The sequence below is a fragment of the Streptomyces sp. NPDC058000 genome (assembly GCF_042886435.1).
Lineage (GTDB): Bacteria > Actinomycetota > Actinomycetes > Streptomycetales > Streptomycetaceae > Streptomyces.
On sequence record NZ_JBHVQS010000057.1, the window covers coordinates 36,685 to 55,695 of the forward strand.

13 protein-coding genes are annotated in these 19,011 nt (G+C 71.6%); 6 read left to right on the forward strand and 7 right to left on the reverse strand.

All coding sequences use genetic code 11. The features are described from left to right. Nucleotides 1-277 precede the first annotated feature (277 nt). Nucleotides 278-3,439 (reverse strand): isoleucine--tRNA ligase, encoded by a 3,162-nt coding sequence (ileS, locus tag ACFVT2_RS35075; RefSeq protein WP_390024665.1) that lies wholly within the window; start codon nucleotides 3,437-3,439, stop codon nucleotides 278-280. 601 nt (nucleotides 3,440-4,040) lie between these two features. Here ileS and ACFVT2_RS35080 point away from each other — a divergent pair. The 4 genes from ACFVT2_RS35080 (at nucleotide 4,041) to ACFVT2_RS35095 (ending at nucleotide 8,318) form a co-directional block, all read left to right on the forward strand. Beyond that, nucleotides 4,041-4,835 carry a TraR/DksA family transcriptional regulator gene (locus tag ACFVT2_RS35080; RefSeq protein WP_390024667.1) on the forward strand — a complete coding sequence of 265 codons (795 nt, stop codon included), beginning with the start codon at nucleotides 4,041-4,043 and terminating at the stop codon, nucleotides 4,833-4,835. A gap of 131 nt (nucleotides 4,836-4,966) precedes the next feature. Next, nucleotides 4,967-5,569: a signal peptidase II gene (lspA, locus tag ACFVT2_RS35085; protein ID WP_390024669.1), complete on the forward strand. Its 603-nt coding sequence runs from the start codon at nucleotides 4,967-4,969 to the stop codon at nucleotides 5,567-5,569. An 87-nt stretch (nucleotides 5,570-5,656) separates the two neighbouring features. After that, on the forward strand, nucleotides 5,657-6,598 hold the full coding sequence (locus ACFVT2_RS35090) for an RluA family pseudouridine synthase (protein WP_390024671.1): 942 nt from the start codon (nucleotides 5,657-5,659) through the stop codon (nucleotides 6,596-6,598). 127 nt (nucleotides 6,599-6,725) lie between these two features. After that, the gene (locus ACFVT2_RS35095) at nucleotides 6,726-8,318 is read left to right on the forward strand and encodes a Na+/H+ antiporter (RefSeq protein ID WP_390024673.1); all 1,593 of its coding nucleotides are present in this window, start codon (nucleotides 6,726-6,728) and stop codon (nucleotides 8,316-8,318) included. 40 nt (nucleotides 8,319-8,358) lie between these two features. Here the strand turns inward: ACFVT2_RS35095 and ACFVT2_RS35100 are convergent, their stop codons facing one another. Then, a complete protein-coding gene (locus ACFVT2_RS35100) occupies nucleotides 8,359-9,462 on the reverse strand; it encodes a mechanosensitive ion channel family protein (protein WP_390024691.1) in 1,104 nt (367 codons plus the stop codon). 101 nt (nucleotides 9,463-9,563) lie between these two features. On the opposite strand from ACFVT2_RS35100, the gene ACFVT2_RS35105 reads away from it, so the two are divergent. After that, the gene (locus tag ACFVT2_RS35105) at nucleotides 9,564-10,187 is read left to right on the forward strand and encodes a dienelactone hydrolase family protein (protein WP_390024675.1); all 624 of its coding nucleotides are present in this window, start codon (nucleotides 9,564-9,566) and stop codon (nucleotides 10,185-10,187) included. Between the two features lie 85 nt (nucleotides 10,188-10,272). Here ACFVT2_RS35105 and ACFVT2_RS35110 read toward each other — a convergent pair whose 3' ends face one another. The 5 genes from ACFVT2_RS35110 to ACFVT2_RS35130 all read right to left on the reverse strand — a co-directional run bounded on the left by ACFVT2_RS35110 (nucleotide 10,273) and on the right by ACFVT2_RS35130 (nucleotide 15,098). Beyond that, nucleotides 10,273-11,190 (reverse strand): thioredoxin domain-containing protein, encoded by a 918-nt coding sequence (locus ACFVT2_RS35110; protein ID WP_390024677.1) that lies wholly within the window; start codon nucleotides 11,188-11,190, stop codon nucleotides 10,273-10,275. Nucleotides 11,191-11,240: 50 nt separating this feature from the next. Then, nucleotides 11,241-11,855 (reverse strand): hypothetical protein, encoded by a 615-nt coding sequence (locus ACFVT2_RS35115; protein ID WP_390024679.1) that lies wholly within the window; start codon nucleotides 11,853-11,855, stop codon nucleotides 11,241-11,243. Between the two features lie 245 nt (nucleotides 11,856-12,100). After that, a complete protein-coding gene (locus tag ACFVT2_RS35120) occupies nucleotides 12,101-12,952 on the reverse strand; it encodes a thioredoxin domain-containing protein (protein ID WP_390024681.1) in 852 nt (283 codons plus the stop codon). A 106-nt stretch (nucleotides 12,953-13,058) separates the two neighbouring features. After that, complete coding sequence (locus tag ACFVT2_RS35125) at nucleotides 13,059-13,715, reverse strand: hypothetical protein (RefSeq protein ID WP_390024683.1); 657 nt, start codon at nucleotides 13,713-13,715, stop codon at nucleotides 13,059-13,061. Nucleotides 13,716-13,775: 60 nt separating this feature from the next. Beyond that, on the reverse strand, nucleotides 13,776-15,098 hold the full coding sequence (locus ACFVT2_RS35130; protein WP_390024685.1) for a DUF2252 family protein: 1,323 nt from the start codon (nucleotides 15,096-15,098) through the stop codon (nucleotides 13,776-13,778). Between the two features lie 288 nt (nucleotides 15,099-15,386). Between ACFVT2_RS35130 and dnaE the strand changes: the two genes are divergently transcribed. Beyond that, nucleotides 15,387-18,947, forward strand: a complete 3,561-nt coding sequence (dnaE, locus tag ACFVT2_RS35135; RefSeq protein WP_390024687.1) for a DNA polymerase III subunit alpha — start codon at nucleotides 15,387-15,389, stop codon at nucleotides 18,945-18,947. Nucleotides 18,948-19,011: the final 64 nt, after the last annotated feature.

Consider the following 19,011-nt stretch of genomic DNA (forward strand, 5'->3'; position numbering starts at 1 on the left):
GGCCCCCCGGGCGCTTCCCCCACCCGCCCGCCCACCCCCCGTGCCGCCGGGCTCCACGCTTATCCGCCCCCCGGGCCGCCCCCCGGGCCGGGCCCCGGGTGCCCCCCCCGGGGCCCCCGGCCCTGTTCGTGGTGCCGTCCGTGCCGTCGTCCCTGTGGGGGCGCGATCGGTGGTGTGTGGGGGGCGGACAAGAGCGCAGGCCCCGGCGCGGTGTGCGCCGGGGCCTGCGGTGCGGGCCCGTGGGGCCCGGTCGTGCTTGCCGTGCTTCCGTGCTCCGTTACGCCTTGCGGAGGTGGAAGGTCAGGGACAGTGCCTCGTCGGTGAAGGCCGGGCCGTAGGACCCGTCCGGCTCGCCGGCGGCGAAGTCGGTGGCCAGCACCTCGTCGGAGATCAGCGCGGCGTGGTCGGTCAGTGCCGTCCGCAGCTCGTCGTCGGTGGTCGTCCAGCGCAGCGCGATCCGGTCGGCGACGTCCAGGCCGCTGTTCTTGCGGGCCTCCTGGATCAGCCGGATCGCGTCGCGGGCCAGGCCGGCGCGGCGCAGCTCCGGAGTGATCTCCAGGTCGAGGGCGACCGTCGCGCCCGCGTCGGAGGCCACCGACCAGCCCTCGCGCGGGGTTTCGGTGATGATGACCTCTTCGGGGGAGAGGCTGACGGTCTCGCCGTCCACCTCGACGCCGGCCGTGCCGTTGCGCAGTGCGAGCGAGAGGGCGGCGGCGTCCGCGGCGGCGACGGCCTTGGCGACCGCCTGGACGCCCTTGCCGAACCGCTTGCCCAGGGCGCGGAAGTTGGCCTTGGCGGTGGTGTCGACCAGGGAGCCGCCGCCCCCTCGACCAGAGGAGGACTCAGCGAGCGAGGCCAGCGAGCTGACGTTCAGCTCCTCGGCGATCTGGGCGCGCAGGTCCTCGGAGAGGTCCGCGAAGCCGTGGGCGCCGACCAGCGCGCGGGACAGCGGCTGGCGGGTCTTCACCCCGGACTCGGCGCGGGTGGCGCGGCCCAACTCGACCAGTCGGCGCACCAATTGCATCTGCGCGGAGAGCGCCGGGTCGATCAGCCCGCGGTCGGCGACCGGCCAGGTGGAGAGGTGGACGGAGTCCGGGGCGTCCGGGGCGACCGGGACGACCAGGTCCTGCCAGACCCGCTCGGTGATGAACGGGGTGAGCGGGGCCATCAGGCGCGTCACCGTCTCGATGACCTCGTGGAGGGTGCGCAGCGCGGCCGGGTCGCCCTGCCAGAAGCGGCGGCGGGAGCGGCGGACGTACCAGTTGGAGAGGTCGTCGACGAAGGCGGAGAGCAGCTTGCCGGCGCGCTGGGTGTCGAAGCCCTCCAGGGCGCCGGTGACCTCCTCGACCAGGGTGTTGACCTCGCCGAGCAGCCAGCGGTCCAGCAGCGGGCGGTCGGCGGGGGCCGGATCGGCCGCGGACGGCGCCCAGTTGGCGGTGCGGGCGTACAGCGCCTGGAAGGCGACGGTGTTCCAGTACGTCAGCAGCGTCTTGCGGACGACTTCCTGGATGGTGTTGTGACCGACCCGGCGGGCCGACCACGGCGAGCCGCCGGCGGCCATGAACCAGCGGACCGCGTCGGCGCCGTGCTGGTCCATGAGCGGGATCGGCTGGAGGATGTTGCCCAGGTGCTTGGACATCTTCCGGCCGTCCTCGGCGAGGATGTGGCCGAGGCAGACCACGTTCTCGTACGCGGACTTGTCGAAGACCAGGGTGCCGACGGCCATGAGGGTGTAGAACCAGCCGCGGGTCTGGTCGATGGCCTCGGAGATGAACTGCGCCGGGAAGCGCTTCTCGAAGAGCTCCTTGTTGCGGTACGGGTAGCCCCACTGCGCGAACGGCATCGAGCCCGAGTCGTACCAGGCGTCGATCACCTCGGGGACGCGGGTGGCGGTGAGCGCGCAGCCCTCGTGGGTGCAGCCGAAGGTGATCTCGTCGATGAACGGGCGGTGCGGGTCCAGGCCGGACTGGTCGGCGCCGGTCAGCTCGGACAGCTCGGTGAGCGAGCCGACGCAGGTGAGGTGGCCCTCCTCGCAGCGCCAGATGGGCAGCGGGGTGCCCCAGTAGCGGTTGCGGGACAGTGCCCAGTCGATGTTGTTGCTCAGCCAGTCGCCGAACCGGCCGTGCTTGACCGACTCCGGGAACCAGTTGGTGTTCTCGTTCTCCCGCAGCAGGGCGTCCTTGACGGCGGTGGTGCGGATGTACCAGGACGGCTGGGCGTAGTAGAGCAGCGCGGTGTGGCAGCGCCAGCAGTGCGGGTAGCTGTGCTCGTAGGCGAGGTGGCGGAAGAGCAGGCCGCGGGCGTCGAGGTCGGCGACCAGCGCCTCGTCGGCCTTCTTGAAGAACTGGCCGCCGACGAGCGGCAGATGCTCCTCGAAGGTGCCGTCCGGGCGGACCGGGTTGACCACCGGGAGGCCGTACGCGCGGCAGGTCTTGAGGTCGTCCTCACCGAAGGCGGGCGCCTGGTGGACCAGGCCGGTGCCGTCGTCGGTGGTGACGTACTCGGCGTTGACGACGAAGTTGGCGCCGTCGAGGTCCACGAGCTGGAAGGGGCGCTGGTAGGTCCAGCGCTCCATCTCGCGGCCGGTGAAGGACTCGCCGGTGGCCGTCCAGCCTTCGCCCAGCGCCTTCTCCAGCAGCGGCTCGGCGACGACCAGCTGCTCGGTGCCGTCGGTGGCGACGACGTAGGTGACGTCGGGGTGGGCGGCGACGGCGGTGTTCGAGACCAGGGTCCAGGGGGTGGTCGTCCAGACCAGGAGGGCGGCCCGGCCGGCCAGCGGGCCGGAGGTCAGCGGGAGGCGGACGAAGACCGAGGGGTCGACGATCGTCTCGTAGCCCTGCGCCAGCTCGTGGTCCGACAGGCCGGTGCCGCAGCGCGGGCACCAGGGGGCGACGCGGTGGTCCTGGACCAGCAGGCCCTTGGTGAAGATCTCCTTCAGCGACCACCACACCGACTCGATGTAGTCGGGGTCCATGGTGCGGTACGGGGCGTCCAGGTCGGTCCAGTAGCCCATCCGCGTGGTCAGCTCGGCGAAGGCGTCGGTGTGCCGGGTCACCGACTCGCGGCACTTGGCGTTGAACTCGGCGATGCCGTACGCCTCGATGTCCTTCTTGCCGTTGAAGCCCAGCTCCTTCTCCACGGCCAGCTCGACCGGGAGGCCGTGGCAGTCCCAGCCGGCCTTGCGGTCGACGTGGTAGCCCTGCATCGTGCGGAACCGGGGGAAGACGTCCTTGAAGACGCGGGCCTCGATGTGGTGGGCGCCGGGCATGCCGTTGGCCGTCGGGGGACCCTCGTAGAAGACCCACTCGGGGCGGCCCTCGGACTGCTGGAGGGTGCGGGCGAAGACCTTCCGCTCCTGCCAGAAATCGAGCACCGCGTGCTCAAGGGCGGGCAGGTCTACCTGGGCTGGTACCGGGCGGTACTGGGGTGTGGGACTCATCGGTTCCTCCGGCGGACACCTGGGTGCGTACTCCGACCGGAGGGACGAGAGCGCTGGCTCCCGCGGTACCACCCTCCTTGACGGCGCTGACCGCACCGTCCCCTCATTGGGATCGCGCTGCCGGTTCTAATCGCCCCGTGGACCGCGGCCCGTGGGCGGAGCCCACTGTCCAGAGCTTTCTTCCGGCGGCTCCGGGCTGATCTTCACGTCATGCACGCCCCCGGGCTCGCACCGTCCCCGGGTCGCTGGAGGCTGCGTATGACGCTACTCGTCCCATCAATGCCTTTCGCTGCGCCCAGTGTAAAGGGCCGCGCCGACGGCGGCCGACCGGTTTCCGGGCGCCGGCCCCGGGGCGAGGGGACCGGGGCAACAGGGGCGCCGGCCGCCGCCCGGCGGGTGACCCGAATGGCGAGACCCCCAGACCTGGTCATTCCGGGCGGATTACCGCGCCCGCAGCGGGGCACAACCGAGGCAGACCGGACGTACGGCCCCGGCGGCGGGGGTGGCCGGGCGGTGCGTCCCGTTGCCGCGTGCCGTGTGGCGATTTATCGTTCCCGTCACGATTCGCGAACAAGATCACATATGTGAAGGGGTCGCGGCCATGGTGGCGAAGAAGACCGCCGCGGAGAAGACCACGACGTCCACCGGGGCCGCTGACCAGGACGTCGCGCAGCAGTCCACCCACGAGGAGGCGGCCGGGCACCCGGCGGCTCCGAAGAAGGCCGCGCCGAAGCGGGCGGCCGCGAAGAAGGCGCCGGCCAAGAAGGCGGCGCCCGCCAAGGCCGCGGCCAAGAAGGCGGCCCCGCGGAAGACGGCTGCCAAGAAGGCGGCGGCCGGTAAGGCGACGACCGGGAAGGCGCCGGCGACGAAGGCGGTCGGGGCGGCCGCGTCGGAGGCGGAGAAGACGGGAGCGCAGTCGGTGGTGGCGAAGAAGACGGCGGCCGCTTCGGCCCCGCACGATATGGACTCCGCGGTGCCCTCGGCCCGTACGGCCGCGATCCCCGGCGAACTCGCGGTACGGCCCGGTGAGGACCCCTGGACGCCGCAGGAGGTCGCCGAGGCGCGGTCCGGCCTGATGGCGGAGGTGGGCCGGTTGCGGGCCGAGATCGTGTCCGCCGAGGACGCCATCGCCGGGCTGATGCGGGACTCGGGGGACGGCGCGGGCGACGACGAGGCCGACACCGGCACCAAGAACATCACCCGCGAACACGAGCTGGCGCTGGCCTCCAACGCCCGCGAGATGCTGCACCAGACCGAGCGCGCCCTCGGCCGGCTGGACGCCGGTACGTACGGCCTGTGCGAGAACTGCGGCAGGCCGATCGGCAAGGCGCGGATGCAGGCGTTCCCGAGGGCGACGCTCTGCGTGGAGTGCAAGCAGAGGCAGGAGCGGCGCTGACCCGATCGGTGCCCGTGGCGGCACGTCGCGGGCCGGTACCCGTCCAGCCCGCTGCCGGAGGCATGTGCCGTACTCTCGTGGTCAGCCGGGCTGGGCCTGGCGGATGAACCGACGGGCTGAGGGACGCACACGTGGCAGAGGCGGAACGCATCACCGGTACGCCGGAATCCGAGCCGGGTTCCGGGTCGGATCCCGCGGCGGGATCCGAAGGGGGACGGCCGGCGGAGGGCGAGCGGCCCACCGCGCGTGGCAAGCGGCGGATCGCCGCGCTGCTACTGGTGGCCGCGGTCGTCTACCTGCTCGATCTGGGCAGCAAGCTCGCGGTGGTCGCCAAGCTGGAGCACCACGCGCCGGTCGAGGTCATCGGGACGCTGTTGCAGTTCAGCGTGATCCGCAACCGCGGGGCCGCCTTCGGGTTCGGTGAGGCGCTGACGGTCTTCCTGACCATCATCGCCGCGGTGGTGATCGTGGTGATCGCCCGGATCGCCCGCAAGCTCTACAGCCTGCCCTGGGCGATCGCGTTGGGCCTGCTGCTGGGTGGTGCGTTCGGCAACCTCACCGACCGGATCTTCCGTTCGCCGGGCGTCTTCCAGGGCGCGGTGGTGGACTTCATCGCCCCCGCGCACTTCGCGGTCTTCAACCTCGCCGACTCCGCGATCGTCTGCGGTGGCGTGCTGATCGTGCTGCTGTCCTTCCGGGGGTTGGACCCGGACGGCACGGTCCACAAGGACTGACGGTCCGGACCCGGATCTCGTAGCGGTCCCGGGGGCCTTCACCCGCCGCCGGGCGGGGCAGTGCCGCGGGACTGCCATACTCGTGGGGTGAGCACGCTTCCCGAGATCCGCACCCTGCCCGTACCGGACGGCCTGGAAGGCGAGCGCGTGGACGCTGCGCTGGCCCGCATGTTCGGCTTCTCCCGGACGAAGGCGGCCGAGCTCGCCTCGGCCGGCAAGGTCCGGGTCGACGGCTCGGAGGTGATGAAGTCCGAGCGGGTGAGCGGGGGCGCCTGGCTGGAGGTCGAGATGCCGGCGGCCGCCGCGCCGGTGGAGATCGTCGCCGAGCCCGTCGAGGGCATGGAGATCGTGCACGACGACGAGGACATCGTGGTGATCGGCAAGCCCGTGGGGGTCGCCGCGCACCCCAGCCCCGGCTGGAGCGGCACCACGGTCATCGGCGGCCTGGCCGCGGCCGGCTACCGGATCTCCACGTCCGGGGCCGCCGAGCGTCAGGGCATCGTGCACCGCCTCGACGTCGGCACCTCCGGGCTGATGGTGGTCGCCAAGTCGGAGCGGGCGTACACCTCGCTGAAGCGGCAGTTCAAGGAGCGGGTGCCGGACAAGCGCTACCACGCGCTGGTGCAGGGCCACCCGGACCCGATGAGCGGCACCATCGACGCCCCCATCGGGCGGCATCCGAACCACGACTACAAGTGGGCGGTCACCGCCGACGGCAAGCCGTCGGTCACCCACTACGACCTGATCGAGGCGTTCCGGGCCGCCAGCCTGCTGGACATCAAGCTGGAGACCGGGCGGACGCACCAGATCCGGGTGCACATGTCCGCGCACCGGCACCCCTGCGTCGGCGATCTGACCTACGGAGCGGACCCCACCCTCGCCAAGCGGCTGGGCGTCGCCCGGCAGTGGCTGCACGCGGTGCGGCTGGGCTTCGAGCACCCCTCGGACGGGCGCTGGGTCGAGTTCGAGAGCACGTACCCGGCGGACCTCCAGCACGCGCTGGACACCGTCCGGGACGAGAGCTACTGACGTCGTCGGCGCGAACAGCTGCGAACAACTGGGTACGGCGCGGTCGGCGAAAGCGGGCATCTGATCACTTCATGGCAGGCTTGGGGCGGAAAGTGATCGAAATCGACCGTCCCGGAGCGTAATCACCGTGGATCAGTTGGCCCTGCTGTTCGTCCTGCTCCTCGGAGCGGTGGTGATGGTTCCGCTCGGCGATCGGCTGGGCCTGCCCTCGCCGGTGCTGATGACGCTCGCCGGTGCGGTGCTGGCGCTGCTGCCGTTCGTGCCCAACGTCCAGGTACCGCCGGAGTACATCCTGCCGATCGTGCTGCCGCCGTTGCTCTACGCGGCGGTCCAGCGCACCTCCTGGCGGCAGTTCACCGCCAACCTCCGGCCGATCTTCCTGCTCGCCGTACTGCTGGTGTTCGCCACCACGGCGGCGGTCGCGGCGGTCGCCCAGGCGGTGGTGCCCGGGATGCCGGTGGCCGCCGCGGTGGTGCTGGGCGCGCTGGTCGCCCCGCCCGACCCGGTCGCCGCCACCGCGGTGGCCGGCAAGCTCGGACTGCCCCGCCGCATGGTCTCCATCCTGGAGGGCGAGGGGTTGTTCAACGATGTCACCGCGATCGTGCTCTACCACGTCGCGCTGGCCGCGGTGATCAGCGGCACCTTCTCGGTGCCCGGCGCGGTGGGCTCGCTGGTGCTCTCCGCCGTCGTCGCCATAGCGGTCGGCCTGGTGCTCGGCTGGGTCGCGAACCAGCTGATGGGGCGGCTGGGCGACCCGACGCTCCAGATCGGGCTGACGCTGCTGGTGCCGTTCGTGGCCTACGTCCTGGCCGAGGAGTTCAAGGGATCGGGCGTGCTCGCGGTGCTGACCTGCGGGCTGTTCCTGGCCGAGTACGCGGTCGACGCGGACGACGTGATGGGCCGGCTGGCCGGCTACACCTTCTGGGAAGTGGTCGACACCCTCGTCACCGGCGTCGCCTTCGGGCTGATCGGCCTGGAGCTGCACAACATCATCGGCGCCGCGTCCGGCCGCTGGGGCGAGATGCTCGGCGCCGGCGCCGCGGTGGTCGGGGTCGTCGTCGCGGTGCGCCTGGTGTGGCTGCTGCCCGCCGCCTGGCTCGCCAAGCGGATGCACAAGCGCCGGGACTACGACGAGGACATCCCGATGAGCTGGCGCGAGACGGTCATCATGTGGTGGTCGGGGATGCGCGGGGTGGCCTCGGTGGCGCTGGCGCTGGCCATCCCCTTCGGGGTGGACGGCGGCCCCTTCCCGGCCCGCGACGAGATCCTCTTCATCGCCTTCGCGGTGGTGCTCTCCACCCTGATCATCCAGGGGCTGACGCTGCCCTGGCTGGTGCGCAGGCTGCGGGTGCGGGCCGACACCGACGTCGCGGACGCACTGGAGCGGGAGCTGGCGCTGCGGGTGATCAAGGCGTCCAAGCGGCGGCTCAAGGAGGTCCTGGAGGTCGAGGAGGTCGCCGAGGAGGTCGCCGACCAACTGGCCCGCCGGGCGTACGACATCGGGGCCCGGATCGCGCCGGACATCGTCGACGACGAGCGGCGCGAGCTGTTCGAGAAGCGGATCTCCCGGCTGAAGAAGGTCCAGCGGATCCAGAACGAGATGCTCTCGGCCGCCCGGCACGAGGTGTTGGCGGCGCGCAGCGAGCCGGGTGCCGACCCGGAGATCGTCGACCGGGTGCTGCGTCACCTGGACGTGCGCAGTCTGCGGGCCACTCCGTAGGAGCTGTGGCCCGGGGCGGGACGTACGGGCCGACGGTCGGTCAGCGCTCCCCGGTGTCGCCCGCGGCGTCCGCCGGGCCGGGCGGGTCCGCGCGCAGCGTCTCCTCGGTGACCGGGGCGGGCGCGGTGGCGATCCGCGGCAGCGCGTAGGCGTGCTCGGTCCGCAGCCACTCGATCATCCGCTCGCGGACCTGGCAGCGCACCGTCCACACGGCGTCCGCGTCCCGGGCGGTGACCAGGGCGCGGACCACGATGGTGGACGGGGTCGTGTCGGTGACCACCAGGCTCCAGGACCGGCCGTCCCACTCCGGGGACTCCTGGAGCAGTTCGTGCAGGTGCTGCCGCATCTTCTCCACCGGGGCGGAGTGGTCCAGGTGGAAGAAGACCGCGCCGGTCATCTGGGCGCCACCGCGCGACCAGTTCTCGAACGGCTTGCTGGTGAAGTACGACACCGGCATGGTGATCCGGCGCTCGTCCCAGGTCCGCACGCTCAGGAAGGTCAGGGTGATCTCCTCGACCGTGCCCCACTGACCGTCCACGACCACGGTGTCCCCGATGCGCACCATGTCGCCGAACGCGATCTGGAGCCCGGCGAAGAGGTTGCCCAGGGTGGACTGGGCGGCGATACCGGCGACGATGCCCACCAGTCCGGCCGACGCCAGTACGGACGTGCCCACCGCCCGCATCTGCGGGAACGTCAGCAGCATCGAGGCCGCCGCGACCACGATCACCACCGCGGTGACCACCCGCTGGATCAGCGTCACCTGGGTCCGTACCCGCCGCACCCGCGCCGCGTCCCGGGCGCTCGCCGCGTAGCGCGTGTACGACGACTCCACGATCGCCGCCGCGGCCCGCACCAGCAGCCAGGCGGTGGCGGCTATCAGCACCAGCGTCAGGGCCTGGCCGATGCCCAGCGCGTGGTGCACCACGACCGGGATCCCGGTCTGGTCGTAGGACCCCAGCAACAGGGCCGCGGTGAGCATCAGTCGGAGCGGTATCCGGCAGCGCCGCAGCAGCCCCCACAGCGGGGTCTCCGGGTGCCGGGTGTCGATCCGCAACAGGGTCCGGTCGATCGACCAGACCAGGACGATCGTGACCACGATCGAGCCCCCGATGACGACGATCGGGCGCAGCACGGCCTCCAGGGACACGGGACCCCTCCTCGGTGCGGTGCGGTGTGCTCCTGCCGGACCCGACGACCGTAGCTGGCACGATGGGGGGAGAGCGATCCAACCCCAGGGAAGTGATGTCTGTGCCCGCCTCCGTCGACCCCGCGACCAGCGGTTCCTCCACCATCGTGCTGTTCCATTCGGTGTGCGGGCTGCGCCCCGCCGTGCACGCCGACGCGGACCGGCTGCGGGCCGCGGGACACGAGGTGATCGTCCCGGACCTGTTCGGCGAGCGGACCGCGGACTCGGTCGCCGACGGCATCGTGATCAAGGATGAGATCGGTAAGGAGGAGCTGCTCCGGCGCGCCGTCGCGGCCGTCGCCCCGTACTCCGACCGCGGACTGGTCTACGCCGGGTTCTCCTTCGGCGGCGCGGTCGCGCAGAACCTCGCCCTCGGCGACGAGAAGGCCCGCGGGCTGCTGCTGATGCACGGCACCTCCGACATCGCCGACGGTGCCAGCGCCGACGACCTGCCGGTGCAGCTGCACGTCGCCGACCCCGACCCGTTCGAGCCGCACGACTGGCTGAACGCCTGGTACCTGCGGATGCGCCGGGCCGGCGCGGACGTCGAGGTGTTCCGCTACGCCGGCGCCGGCCACCTCTTCACCGACCCCGACCTGCCGGACTACGACGGGGAGGCGGCGGAGCGGGCCTGGAAGGTGGCGCTGGGGTTCCTGGCGGACCTGCCCGCGCGGGACTGAACCGCGGCCGGGCGGGCCGGGGCGGGCGGATTCCGGGAGATCCGGAACGTCCGCCCGGGGCCCGTCACCGGGCGGACGGCGGCGGTCAGTTGCCCTTGGTCGGGTCCTTCTCGCCCTTGGCGATGCCCTTGCCGGCGTCCCCGCCCTTGCCCGTGTCCCCGCCCTTCGCCGGGCCGAACTCCGTGTCGATCATCTTGCGGAAGTTGGCCCGCGCGAGCTGGTTGTACTGCTCCTGCGTCATCTGCTGCTGCGGGATCTCCGCGATCGTCAGCTTCTTGTCGCCGTGCATGAAGGTCGGGGTGCCGCGCACGCCCTTGCGGCCGAACAGCGCGGTCATCTCCATCGCCCAGCGGTCGTAGGTGCGGTCCTTGACCTGCTTCTCGAACGCCTTGTTGCCCTTCAGCTCCGGCACGGCGGCGGCCACCTTCAGCAGCTCGGCGTCCTTGGCGTAGAGGTCCTCGCGCTCGTCGGGGTGGTACGTGGTCGAGTACAGCGCCGACTTGTACTTCAGGAACGCCTCGGGGCTGATGTTCAGCGCCGCGCCCAGTGCGCTCAGGGCGTTCTTGGAGCCCTCGCCGCCCTGCATGTCGTCGATGAACGAGTACATGGTGAAGCGGACCTTGAACCGGCCGTCGTGGATGTCCTTGAGCAGTTCCTCGCCGGTGCTCTGCTCGAACGCCGCGCACGCCGGGCAGCGGACGTCCTCGAAGACCTCCAGGGTGTCCTTGGCGCCCTTGTCGCCGATCAGGATCTCGGTGCCGTTCTTGCCCTGGGTGTGCGCCGGGGTGACCAACTTGGCCTCCTTGGCGGCCTCCCAGCCGGTCGGCTCGTTCGCCTTCATCACGGCGAAGCCGATGCCGCCGGCGACCGCCAGGACGCCGACGACCGAGACCGCCACGATGAGTTGACGGCGCAGCCGCTCCTTCTTCTTCTCCGTCTCGCGCTGGGCGCGGATCCGCTCACGGGCGGCCTGCTTGTTCTCCTGGTTGTTCCGGTTGCTCATGGGGGGTGTCCGATCCTTCGGTGCTGCGCTGGCTGAGGGCGGTGCGGGTGTCAGACGGCGGCCGGGAACGGAGGGCCGCGACGGCGTACGTGGTGCGTGCGGAGGGGGAGCGGCCGGGGCGGCGCCGGTGGGCGCCGCGGGTGGCGGCGGTGGTGGGAGGCGACGGCGGCGCGGACCACCGCGGCCGCGGTCCGCAGTGGCCGGGCGGCTCCCGTGCCGGCCGCCCGCAGCAGGGCGCCGAGCGCGGCCTGCCCGCGGTGCAGCCAGCCGGCCGCCAGCAGGCCGATGGCGAGGTGCGCGGCGAGCGGCGGCCAGGCGGCGGCCGGCTGTACCGCTGGCAGGCCGTGGCGGAGGGCGGTCGGTTCCGCCGGGCCGGTGCCGCCCGCGGCGCCCCGGCACAGCAGGTCGACCCCGACCGCGTGCAGCGGGCCGGCGACCGGACCGCCGGCCGGGCCGTAGCAGGCGTACTGCCCGGTGGTGAAGACGGTGTCGGAGGCCAGTTCCAGGGGGACCGACAGCGCGGCGGTCCGTCCGTAGCCGCGCTCCCGGCCGGCGTGCCCGTAGGCCGCGGCGAAGATCCCGGCGCACACCGCGGCGAGCGTCGCGGGCGGCAGCGGGGTGTGGGAGAGCAGGACGTGACAGGTGGCGGACAGGGTGACGCACACCGCGGTGAACAGCGCCGCCTTGCCCCGGAGCCCTGACGGCAGGGGAGCTAACCCCCGGACCCCCGGCCGCTCTCCGGGCGAGGCCCCGGGCCGGGCCGCCGGGCGGACTCCCCTCCCCTGCATGGCCGGGAGTCTGCCATGAGCACGACGGGAAACCGGGTCAAGATTTGGCATCGGCCGACGTGCGGGAGGCACGCCGGCCGATGCCGTTGCCGGGGGTGGGCCCCGGCGTCAGTACCCGGGGGTCACTTCTTGAGGTTCTTGTCCACCTGGGCGTTGAAGTCCGCGACCGTGGACGGCGCGACCGGGCCCTGCGCGGTCTGGGTGCCCAGTACCGTGCCGTTCATCTTCACCGTCGGGGTGCTGCGGACGTCCTTGTGCGAGTCGAAGTCCTTGGACATCGCCATCGCCCAGGCGTCGTACGTGCCGTCCTTGACCGACTTCTGGAAGGCGGCGTTGCCCTTCAGCGCCGGGATGGTGTCGGCCACCTTGATCAGGTAGCTGTCGTCGGCGAACTTGTCCGGGCCGGTCTCGTCCGGGTGGAACTCCTTGGAGTACAGCGCGTACTTGTACTTCAGGAAGGCGTCCGGGGAGACGTTCAGTGCGGCGCCCAGCGCGCTCAGCGCGTTCTTGGAGCCGGTGCCCTGGAGGTTGCCGTCCAGGAACGTGCCGATGTGGTAAGTCGCCTTGTACTTGCCGTCGCTGATGTCCTTCTCGACCGTCGCGCCGACGGTCTCCTCGAAGGCGGCGCAGCCGGGGCAGCGCGGGTCCTCGAAGAGTTCGAGGGAGTTCTTCGCGTCGGACTTGCCGATGACGACGGTGGTGCCGTTGGGGCCGCTGGTGTTGGCGGGCGGGACCGGCTTGGCCTTGGCGGCCTTCGCCCAGACGTCGGCGCCCGAGCCGCCGGTGCTGCTGGTGCCGCCGCCGGAGTTGGCGACCGCCAGGCCGATGCCGCCGGCCACCGCCAGCACCGCGACCACCGAGCCGGCGACGATCAACTGCCGGCGGGTGCGGTCCTTCTTGGCCTGCCGCTCGCGCTCGGCGCGCAGCCGGTCGCGGGCTGCCTGCTTGTTGGCCTGAGTGTTGCGGTTGCTCATGACTGTTCTGCTCCGTGGGTTCCGTGGTCCATGGGGACGGGCTGCGTGCTGCCTGGGGCGTGCGCGCCGGGCGGGCGCACGCCGGCCGCCGGGCCGGGAAGGGCCGTCAGGCGGCGAGCGCGCACGGCGGCCCGCGGCGCACCACGGAGTGCACGAGCAGGGGGACGGAGCGGGCGGCCGGCCCGGTCCGTACGGGGGCGGGCACCGGGCGGCGCGGTGCGGCGGTGCCGCCCAGGACCGCGGCCGCGATCAGCAGCGGACGGAACGCGAAGCCGGCCACCGCGCCCAGCAGCTGCACCAGCGCGGCCTCGCCGCGGCGCAGCCAGCCGGCCGCCAGCAGCCCGACGGCCAGGTGCGCGGCGAGCAGCAGCAGCCAGACCGGGGCCGGGACGCCGCCCTCGCGGGTCACCTGGGCCAACGGGCTGCCGACCGGACCGCCACCGCAGAGCAGCATCGTGCCCAGCGAGTGCAGGCGCGCGGCCGGGCCCCCGTCCGGGCCGTAGCAGGTGTGCTGGCCGAGGCTGAAGACCGCGTCGGCGGCGAGCTCCAGGGGGAGCAGCAGCCCGGCGATCCGCCAGTAGCCGCGCTCGCGGCCGGCCAGCGCGTAGGCGAGCGCGAACACCGCGACGCCGGTCGCCACGACGGTGACCGGCGGCAGCGGCATACGGGAGAGCAGCACGTGAGACGCCGAGGACAGCGTCACGCACAGCGCCGCGAAGAGCGCCGCGCGCAGTGCCCGCAGGTGTGCCGCCGAAATGTCCATCGCCAGCGAGTGTGCCATGGGATCCGGTAAAGCAGCACTAAGAGGGAGCGGCGGACCGTCCTACCGGCCCGGGAACCGATCGTCCCGGAGGAGCTCGACGAAGATCCGGTGGTCGGCGCGGGCGCGCGACGCGGCGGAGAGCGCGACGTCCGCCAGCAGCGGCCCAAAACCGTCCTCGTCGGCCGCGATCGCCGCGTCGATGGCCCGCTCGGGCCGGAACGGCACCAGCGGGTGCCGGCCCTTGCCGTCCCCCGCGGCGTGTGCCGCGGCGGTGACCCGGCCCAGCCCCGCGACGGCCGCGGCGATCTCCTCCGGGGCGTCGAGGGCGGACCAGTCCAGCCCGACCGCGTACGGCGACACCTCGCCGACCAGGAGGCCCGCGCCGTTCAGCGCCGCCCAGCCCAGCCACGGATCGGCGTGCGCCTGGAGGGCGCGCCGGGCCAGCACCGCCCGGTGCCCCTCGTGCCGGACGTGCTCGGCGACCTCCGGGACCGGGCGGTGGCGGGCGAGCGCCGGCGCCGACACCTGCCGCATGGTGAGCACCACGTCGCTCTCCAGGACGTCGCTGCCGCCCTCCAGCAGCAGGTCGTACGAGGTCGGGTCGGCCGGGGCGGTGCCGCGGCGGCCCACCACGTCCTTGACCCGGTACGCCTCCGGACGGGCCGGGCCGGTCTCCGGCAGCGTCTCCAGATAGCCGTCGAACGCCGCCAGGACCGTGTAGCGGGCCGCCGCGTCCAGCTCGACGGTGCCGCTCCCGCCGGCGAAGCGCCGCTCGCCGTCGCACACCTCGGTCAGGGGCGCCAGCAGCCCGGCCCGGGTCCGGGCGCGGGCCGCGCGCAGCACGGCGAGCAGCGGACCGTCGGCGGTGTCCAGGGTGGCCGGCGGCATCGCGTCCGCTCCGGAGGCCAGCGCATGGACGTGCTCCCGGTAGGCCGCGGCGAAGGCCCGCACCAGTGCGGTGATCCGGGCATCGCTCAGCCCTCGGGCATGGCCGAGCAGCGCCACCGAGGTCGCGCACCGCTTCAGGTCCCAGGTGAACGGGCCGACGTACGCCTCACCGGAACCGGTGACGCCGAACACCAGCCGGCCCGTGGCGTCCAGGTACGTGCCGAAGCTCCCGGCGTGCAGATCGCCGTGGATCCACACCCGGCCGGTGCGCTCGTCCAGATACGGGGCGCCGGGCGCGCCCGCGCCGGCCGCCGCCAGGTCGTGGTGGAACAGGGCCGCCGCACCCCGGAAGAACGCGGCGGGGGAGCCGGCCATCCGGCGCAGGGCCGGGCCGGAGGCGGTGTCGAGGGCGGCGAGGAGCTGCCCCTCGCGCCGGGCGGTGTCCTGGCCGTCCCACGCGCTGTCGCGCGCCGGGGCGTGGGGAATCGGCCTCATCGGCATCGTCGCCATCGCTTGCTGCCTCCTGGGGTGCCGGAAAGCGGATCGGAGATCAGCCCGACAACGGGTGGGGACGCCCGTGAGTGCCCGGACGCTCCGCCACTCCGTCGGGGCGCTGCGGACCCCTCGACGGGGCCTCGGTTGTCAGTCCCGGGTCGTAGACTTCAAGACCGTCACACCCATCCCTCCCGACCTCTCCCGACGTCTTTCGCCCATCCTTACGGGCCGCTCCCGCCCGCCCCGCCCGACCGTCCTGACAACTGCCGCTCCCGGAGGTTCAGCGCCGTGGCCCCCTCGTCCAGGCCCCCGTTCACGCACCTGCACGTTCACACCCAGTACTCACTGCTGGACGGTGCGGCCCGGCTCTCCGACATGTTCAAGGCGTGCAAGGACATGGGGATGACGCACATCGCCATGTCCGACCACGGCAACCTCCACGGCGCCTACGACTTCTTCCACACCGCGCAGAAGGCCGGGGTCACCCCGATCATCGGCATCGAGGCGTACGTCGCACCGGAGTCGCGGCGCAACAAGCGCAAGATCCAGTGGGGTCAGCCGCACCAGAAGCGCGATGACGTCTCCGGTTCCGGTGGTTACACCCACAAGACCATCTGGGCGGCGAACAAGACGGGCCTGCACAACCTCTTCAAGCTCTCCTCGGACGCGTACGCCGAGGGCTGGCTGCAGAAGTGGCCGCGCATGGACAAGGAGACGATCTCCCAGTGGAGCGAGGGCCTCATCGCCTCCACCGGCTGCCCCTCCGGTGAGTTGCAGACACGGCTGCGCCTCGGCCAGTTCGACGAGGCGCTCAAGGCCGCCTCCGAGTACCAGGACATCTTCGGCAAGGACCGCTACTTCCTGGAGCTGATGGACCACGGCATCGAGATCGAGCGCCGGGTCCGCGACGGCCTGTTGGAGATCGGCAAGAAGCTCGGCATCCCGCCGCTGGTGACGAACGACTCGCACTACACGTACGCCCACGAGGCGACCGCGCACGACGCCCTGCTCTGCATCCAGACCGGCAAGAACCTCTCGGACCCGGACCGCTTCCGGTTCGACGGGACGGGCTACTACCTCAAGTCCACGGACGAGATGTACGCCGTCGACTCCTCGGACGCCTGGCAGGAGGGCTGCCGCAACACCCTTCTGGTGGCCGAGCAGGTCGACACCACCGGCATGTTCGAGAAGCGCGACCTCATGCCGAAGTTCGACATCCCGGAAGAGGGCTACACCAACACCACGTGGTTCAAGGAGGAAGTGCGCCGCGGCATGCTCCGCCGCTTCCCCGGCGGTGTGCCCGAGGACCGGCAGAAGCAGGCCGAGTACGAGATGGACGTCATCATCCAGATGGGGTTCCCGGGCTACTTCCTCGTGGTCGCCGACTTCATCATGTGGGCGAAGAACAACGGCATCGCGGTGGGCCCCGGCCGTGGCTCCGCGGCCGGTTCGATCGTCGCGTACGCCATGGGCATCACCGACCTCGACCCGATCGAGCACGGGCTGATCTTCGAGCGGTTCCTCAACCCCGAGCGCGTCTCGATGCCCGATGTCGACATCGACTTCGACGAGCGTAGGCGCGTCGAAGTGATCAGGTACGTGACCGAGAAGTACGGCGCCGACAAGGTCGCCATGATCGGCACCTACGGCAAGATCAAGGCCAAGAACGCCATCAAGGACTCCGCCCGCGTCCTCGGCTACCCGTACGCCATGGGCGACCGCCTCACCAAGGCGATGCCCGCCGACGTCCTCGGCAAGGGCATCGACCTCGACGGCATCACCAACCCCTCGCACCCGCGCTACAACGAAGCCGGCGAGATCCGGGGGATGTACGAGAACGAGCCGGACGTCAAGAAGGTCATCGACACCGCCAGGGGCGTCGAGGGCCTGGTCCGGCAGATGGGCGTGCACGCCGCCGGCGTCATCATGTCCAGCGAGCCCATCGTCGACCACGCCCCGGTCTGGGTGCGGCACACCGACGGCGTGACCATCACGCAGTGGGACTACCCGCAGTGCGAGAACCTCGGCCTGATCAAGATGGACTTCCTGGGCCTCAGGAACCTGACGATCATGGACGACGCCGTGAAGATGGTGGAGTCCAACAAGGGCGTCAAGCTGGAGCTCCTGTCGGTTCCGCTAGACGACCCCAAGACGTACGAACTGCTCTGCCGCGGTGACACCCTCGGCGTCTTCCAGTTCGACGGCGGACCGATGCGGTCGCTGCTGCGCCAGATGCAGCCCGACAACTTCGAGGACATTTCCGCCGTCTCGGCCCTGTACCGGCCGGGCCCGATGGGCATGAACTCGCACATCAACTACGCCGAGCGCAAGAACAGCCGCCAGGAGATCACCCCGATCCACCCGGAGCTGGAGGAGCCGCTCAAGGAGACCCTGGGCCTGACCTACGGCCTGATCGTCTACCAGGAGCAGGTGCAGAAGGCCGCCCAGATCATCGCCGGGTACTCCCTCGGCGAGGCCGACATCCTGCGCCGCGTGATGGGCAAGAAGAAGCCCGAGGAGCTGGCGAAGAACTTCACCATCTTCCAGGCGGGCGCCAAGAAGAAGGGCTTCAGCGACGCGGCGATCCAGGCCCTGTGGGACGTCCTGGTCCCGTTCGCCGGCTACGCCTTCAACAAGGCGCACTCCTCCGCGTACGGCCTGGTCACCTACTGGACCGCGTACCTCAAGGCCAACTACCCGGCCGAGTACATGTCCGCGCTGCTGACGTCCGTGCGCGACGACAAGGACAAGTCCGCGGTCTATCTGAACGAGTGCCGACGGATGGGCATCAAGGTGCTCCCGCCGAACGTCAACGAGTCCGAGGCCAACTTCGCCGCCCAGGGCGACGACGTCATCCTCTTCGGCCTCACCGCGGTGCGGAACGTCGGCCAGAACGTCGTCGATTCGATCATCCGCTGCCGCAAGGCCAAGGGGAAGTACTCCTCCTTCCCCGACTACCTCGACAAGGTCGACGCGGTGGTGTGCAACAAGCGCACCACCGAATCGCTGATCAAGGCCGGCGCCTTCGACGAGATGGGCCACACCCGCAAGGGCCTGACCGCGCACTACGAGTCGATGATCGACAACGTCGTCCAGGTCAAGCGCAAGGAGGCGGAGGGCCAGTTCGACCTCTTCGGCGGGATGGGCGACTCCGCCGACGGCGCTGCCGACGGTCCCGGCTTCGGGCTGGACGTGGAGTTCTCCGAGGACGAGTGGGACAAGACCTACCTGCTCGCCCAGGAGCGCGAGATGCTCGGTCTCTACGTCTCCGACCACCCGCTCTTCGGGCTGGAGCACGTGCTGAGCGACAAGGCGGACGCCGCCATCGCCCAGCTGACCGGCGGCGACTACGCGGACGGCTCGATCGTCACCATCGGCGGCATCATCTCCGGCCTCCAGCGCAAGATGACCAAGCAGGGCAACGCCTGGGCGATCGCCACCGTCGAGGACCTGGCCGGCTCCATCGACTGCATGTTCTTCCCGGCGACGTACCAGCTGGTGTCCACCCAACTCGTCGAGGACACCGTGGTGTTCGTCAAGGGCCGGCTCGACAAGCGGGAGGACGTGCCGCGGCTGGTCGCCATGGAGATGATGGTCCCCGACCTCTCGGAGGCCGGCGCCAACGCCCCGGTGACGATCACCATTCCGGCCGTGAAGGTCACCCCGCCGATGGTCGAGAAGCTCGGCGAGGTGCTCGGCAGCCACCGCGGCTCCACCGAGGTCCGCATCAGGCTCCAGGGCGTACGGAAGACCACGGTGCTCCGCCTGGACCGTCACCGGGTCACCGCCGACCCGTCGTTGTTCGGCGATCTGAAGGTGCTGCTCGGCCCGTCCTGCCTGGCCGGCTGAGCCGCCGGCCGGGGGCGCCGTCGCCGCCCCCGGCCCCGGATGCCACGAGGGGCGCGCCCGCACC

Excerpts from the sequence above, each read along its gene's own strand:
- ileS (WP_390024665.1), bottom strand. The coding sequence starts at position 3,439 with ATGAGTCCCACACCCCAGTACCGCCCGGTACCAGCCCAGGTAGACCTG.
- ACFVT2_RS35080 (WP_390024667.1), top strand. The coding sequence starts at position 4,041 with ATGGTGGCGAAGAAGACCGCCGCGGAGAAGACCACGACGTCCACCGGG.
- ACFVT2_RS35105 (WP_390024675.1), top strand. The coding sequence starts at position 9,564 with ATGTCTGTGCCCGCCTCCGTCGACCCCGCGACCAGCGGTTCCTCCACC.
- ACFVT2_RS35110 (WP_390024677.1), bottom strand. The coding sequence starts at position 11,190 with ATGAGCAACCGGAACAACCAGGAGAACAAGCAGGCCGCCCGTGAGCGG.
- ACFVT2_RS35120 (WP_390024681.1), bottom strand. The coding sequence starts at position 12,952 with ATGAGCAACCGCAACACTCAGGCCAACAAGCAGGCAGCCCGCGACCGG.
- ACFVT2_RS35125 (WP_390024683.1), bottom strand. The coding sequence starts at position 13,715 with ATGGACATTTCGGCGGCACACCTGCGGGCACTGCGCGCGGCGCTCTTC.
- ACFVT2_RS35130 (WP_390024685.1), bottom strand. The coding sequence starts at position 15,098 with ATGAGGCCGATTCCCCACGCCCCGGCGCGCGACAGCGCGTGGGACGGC.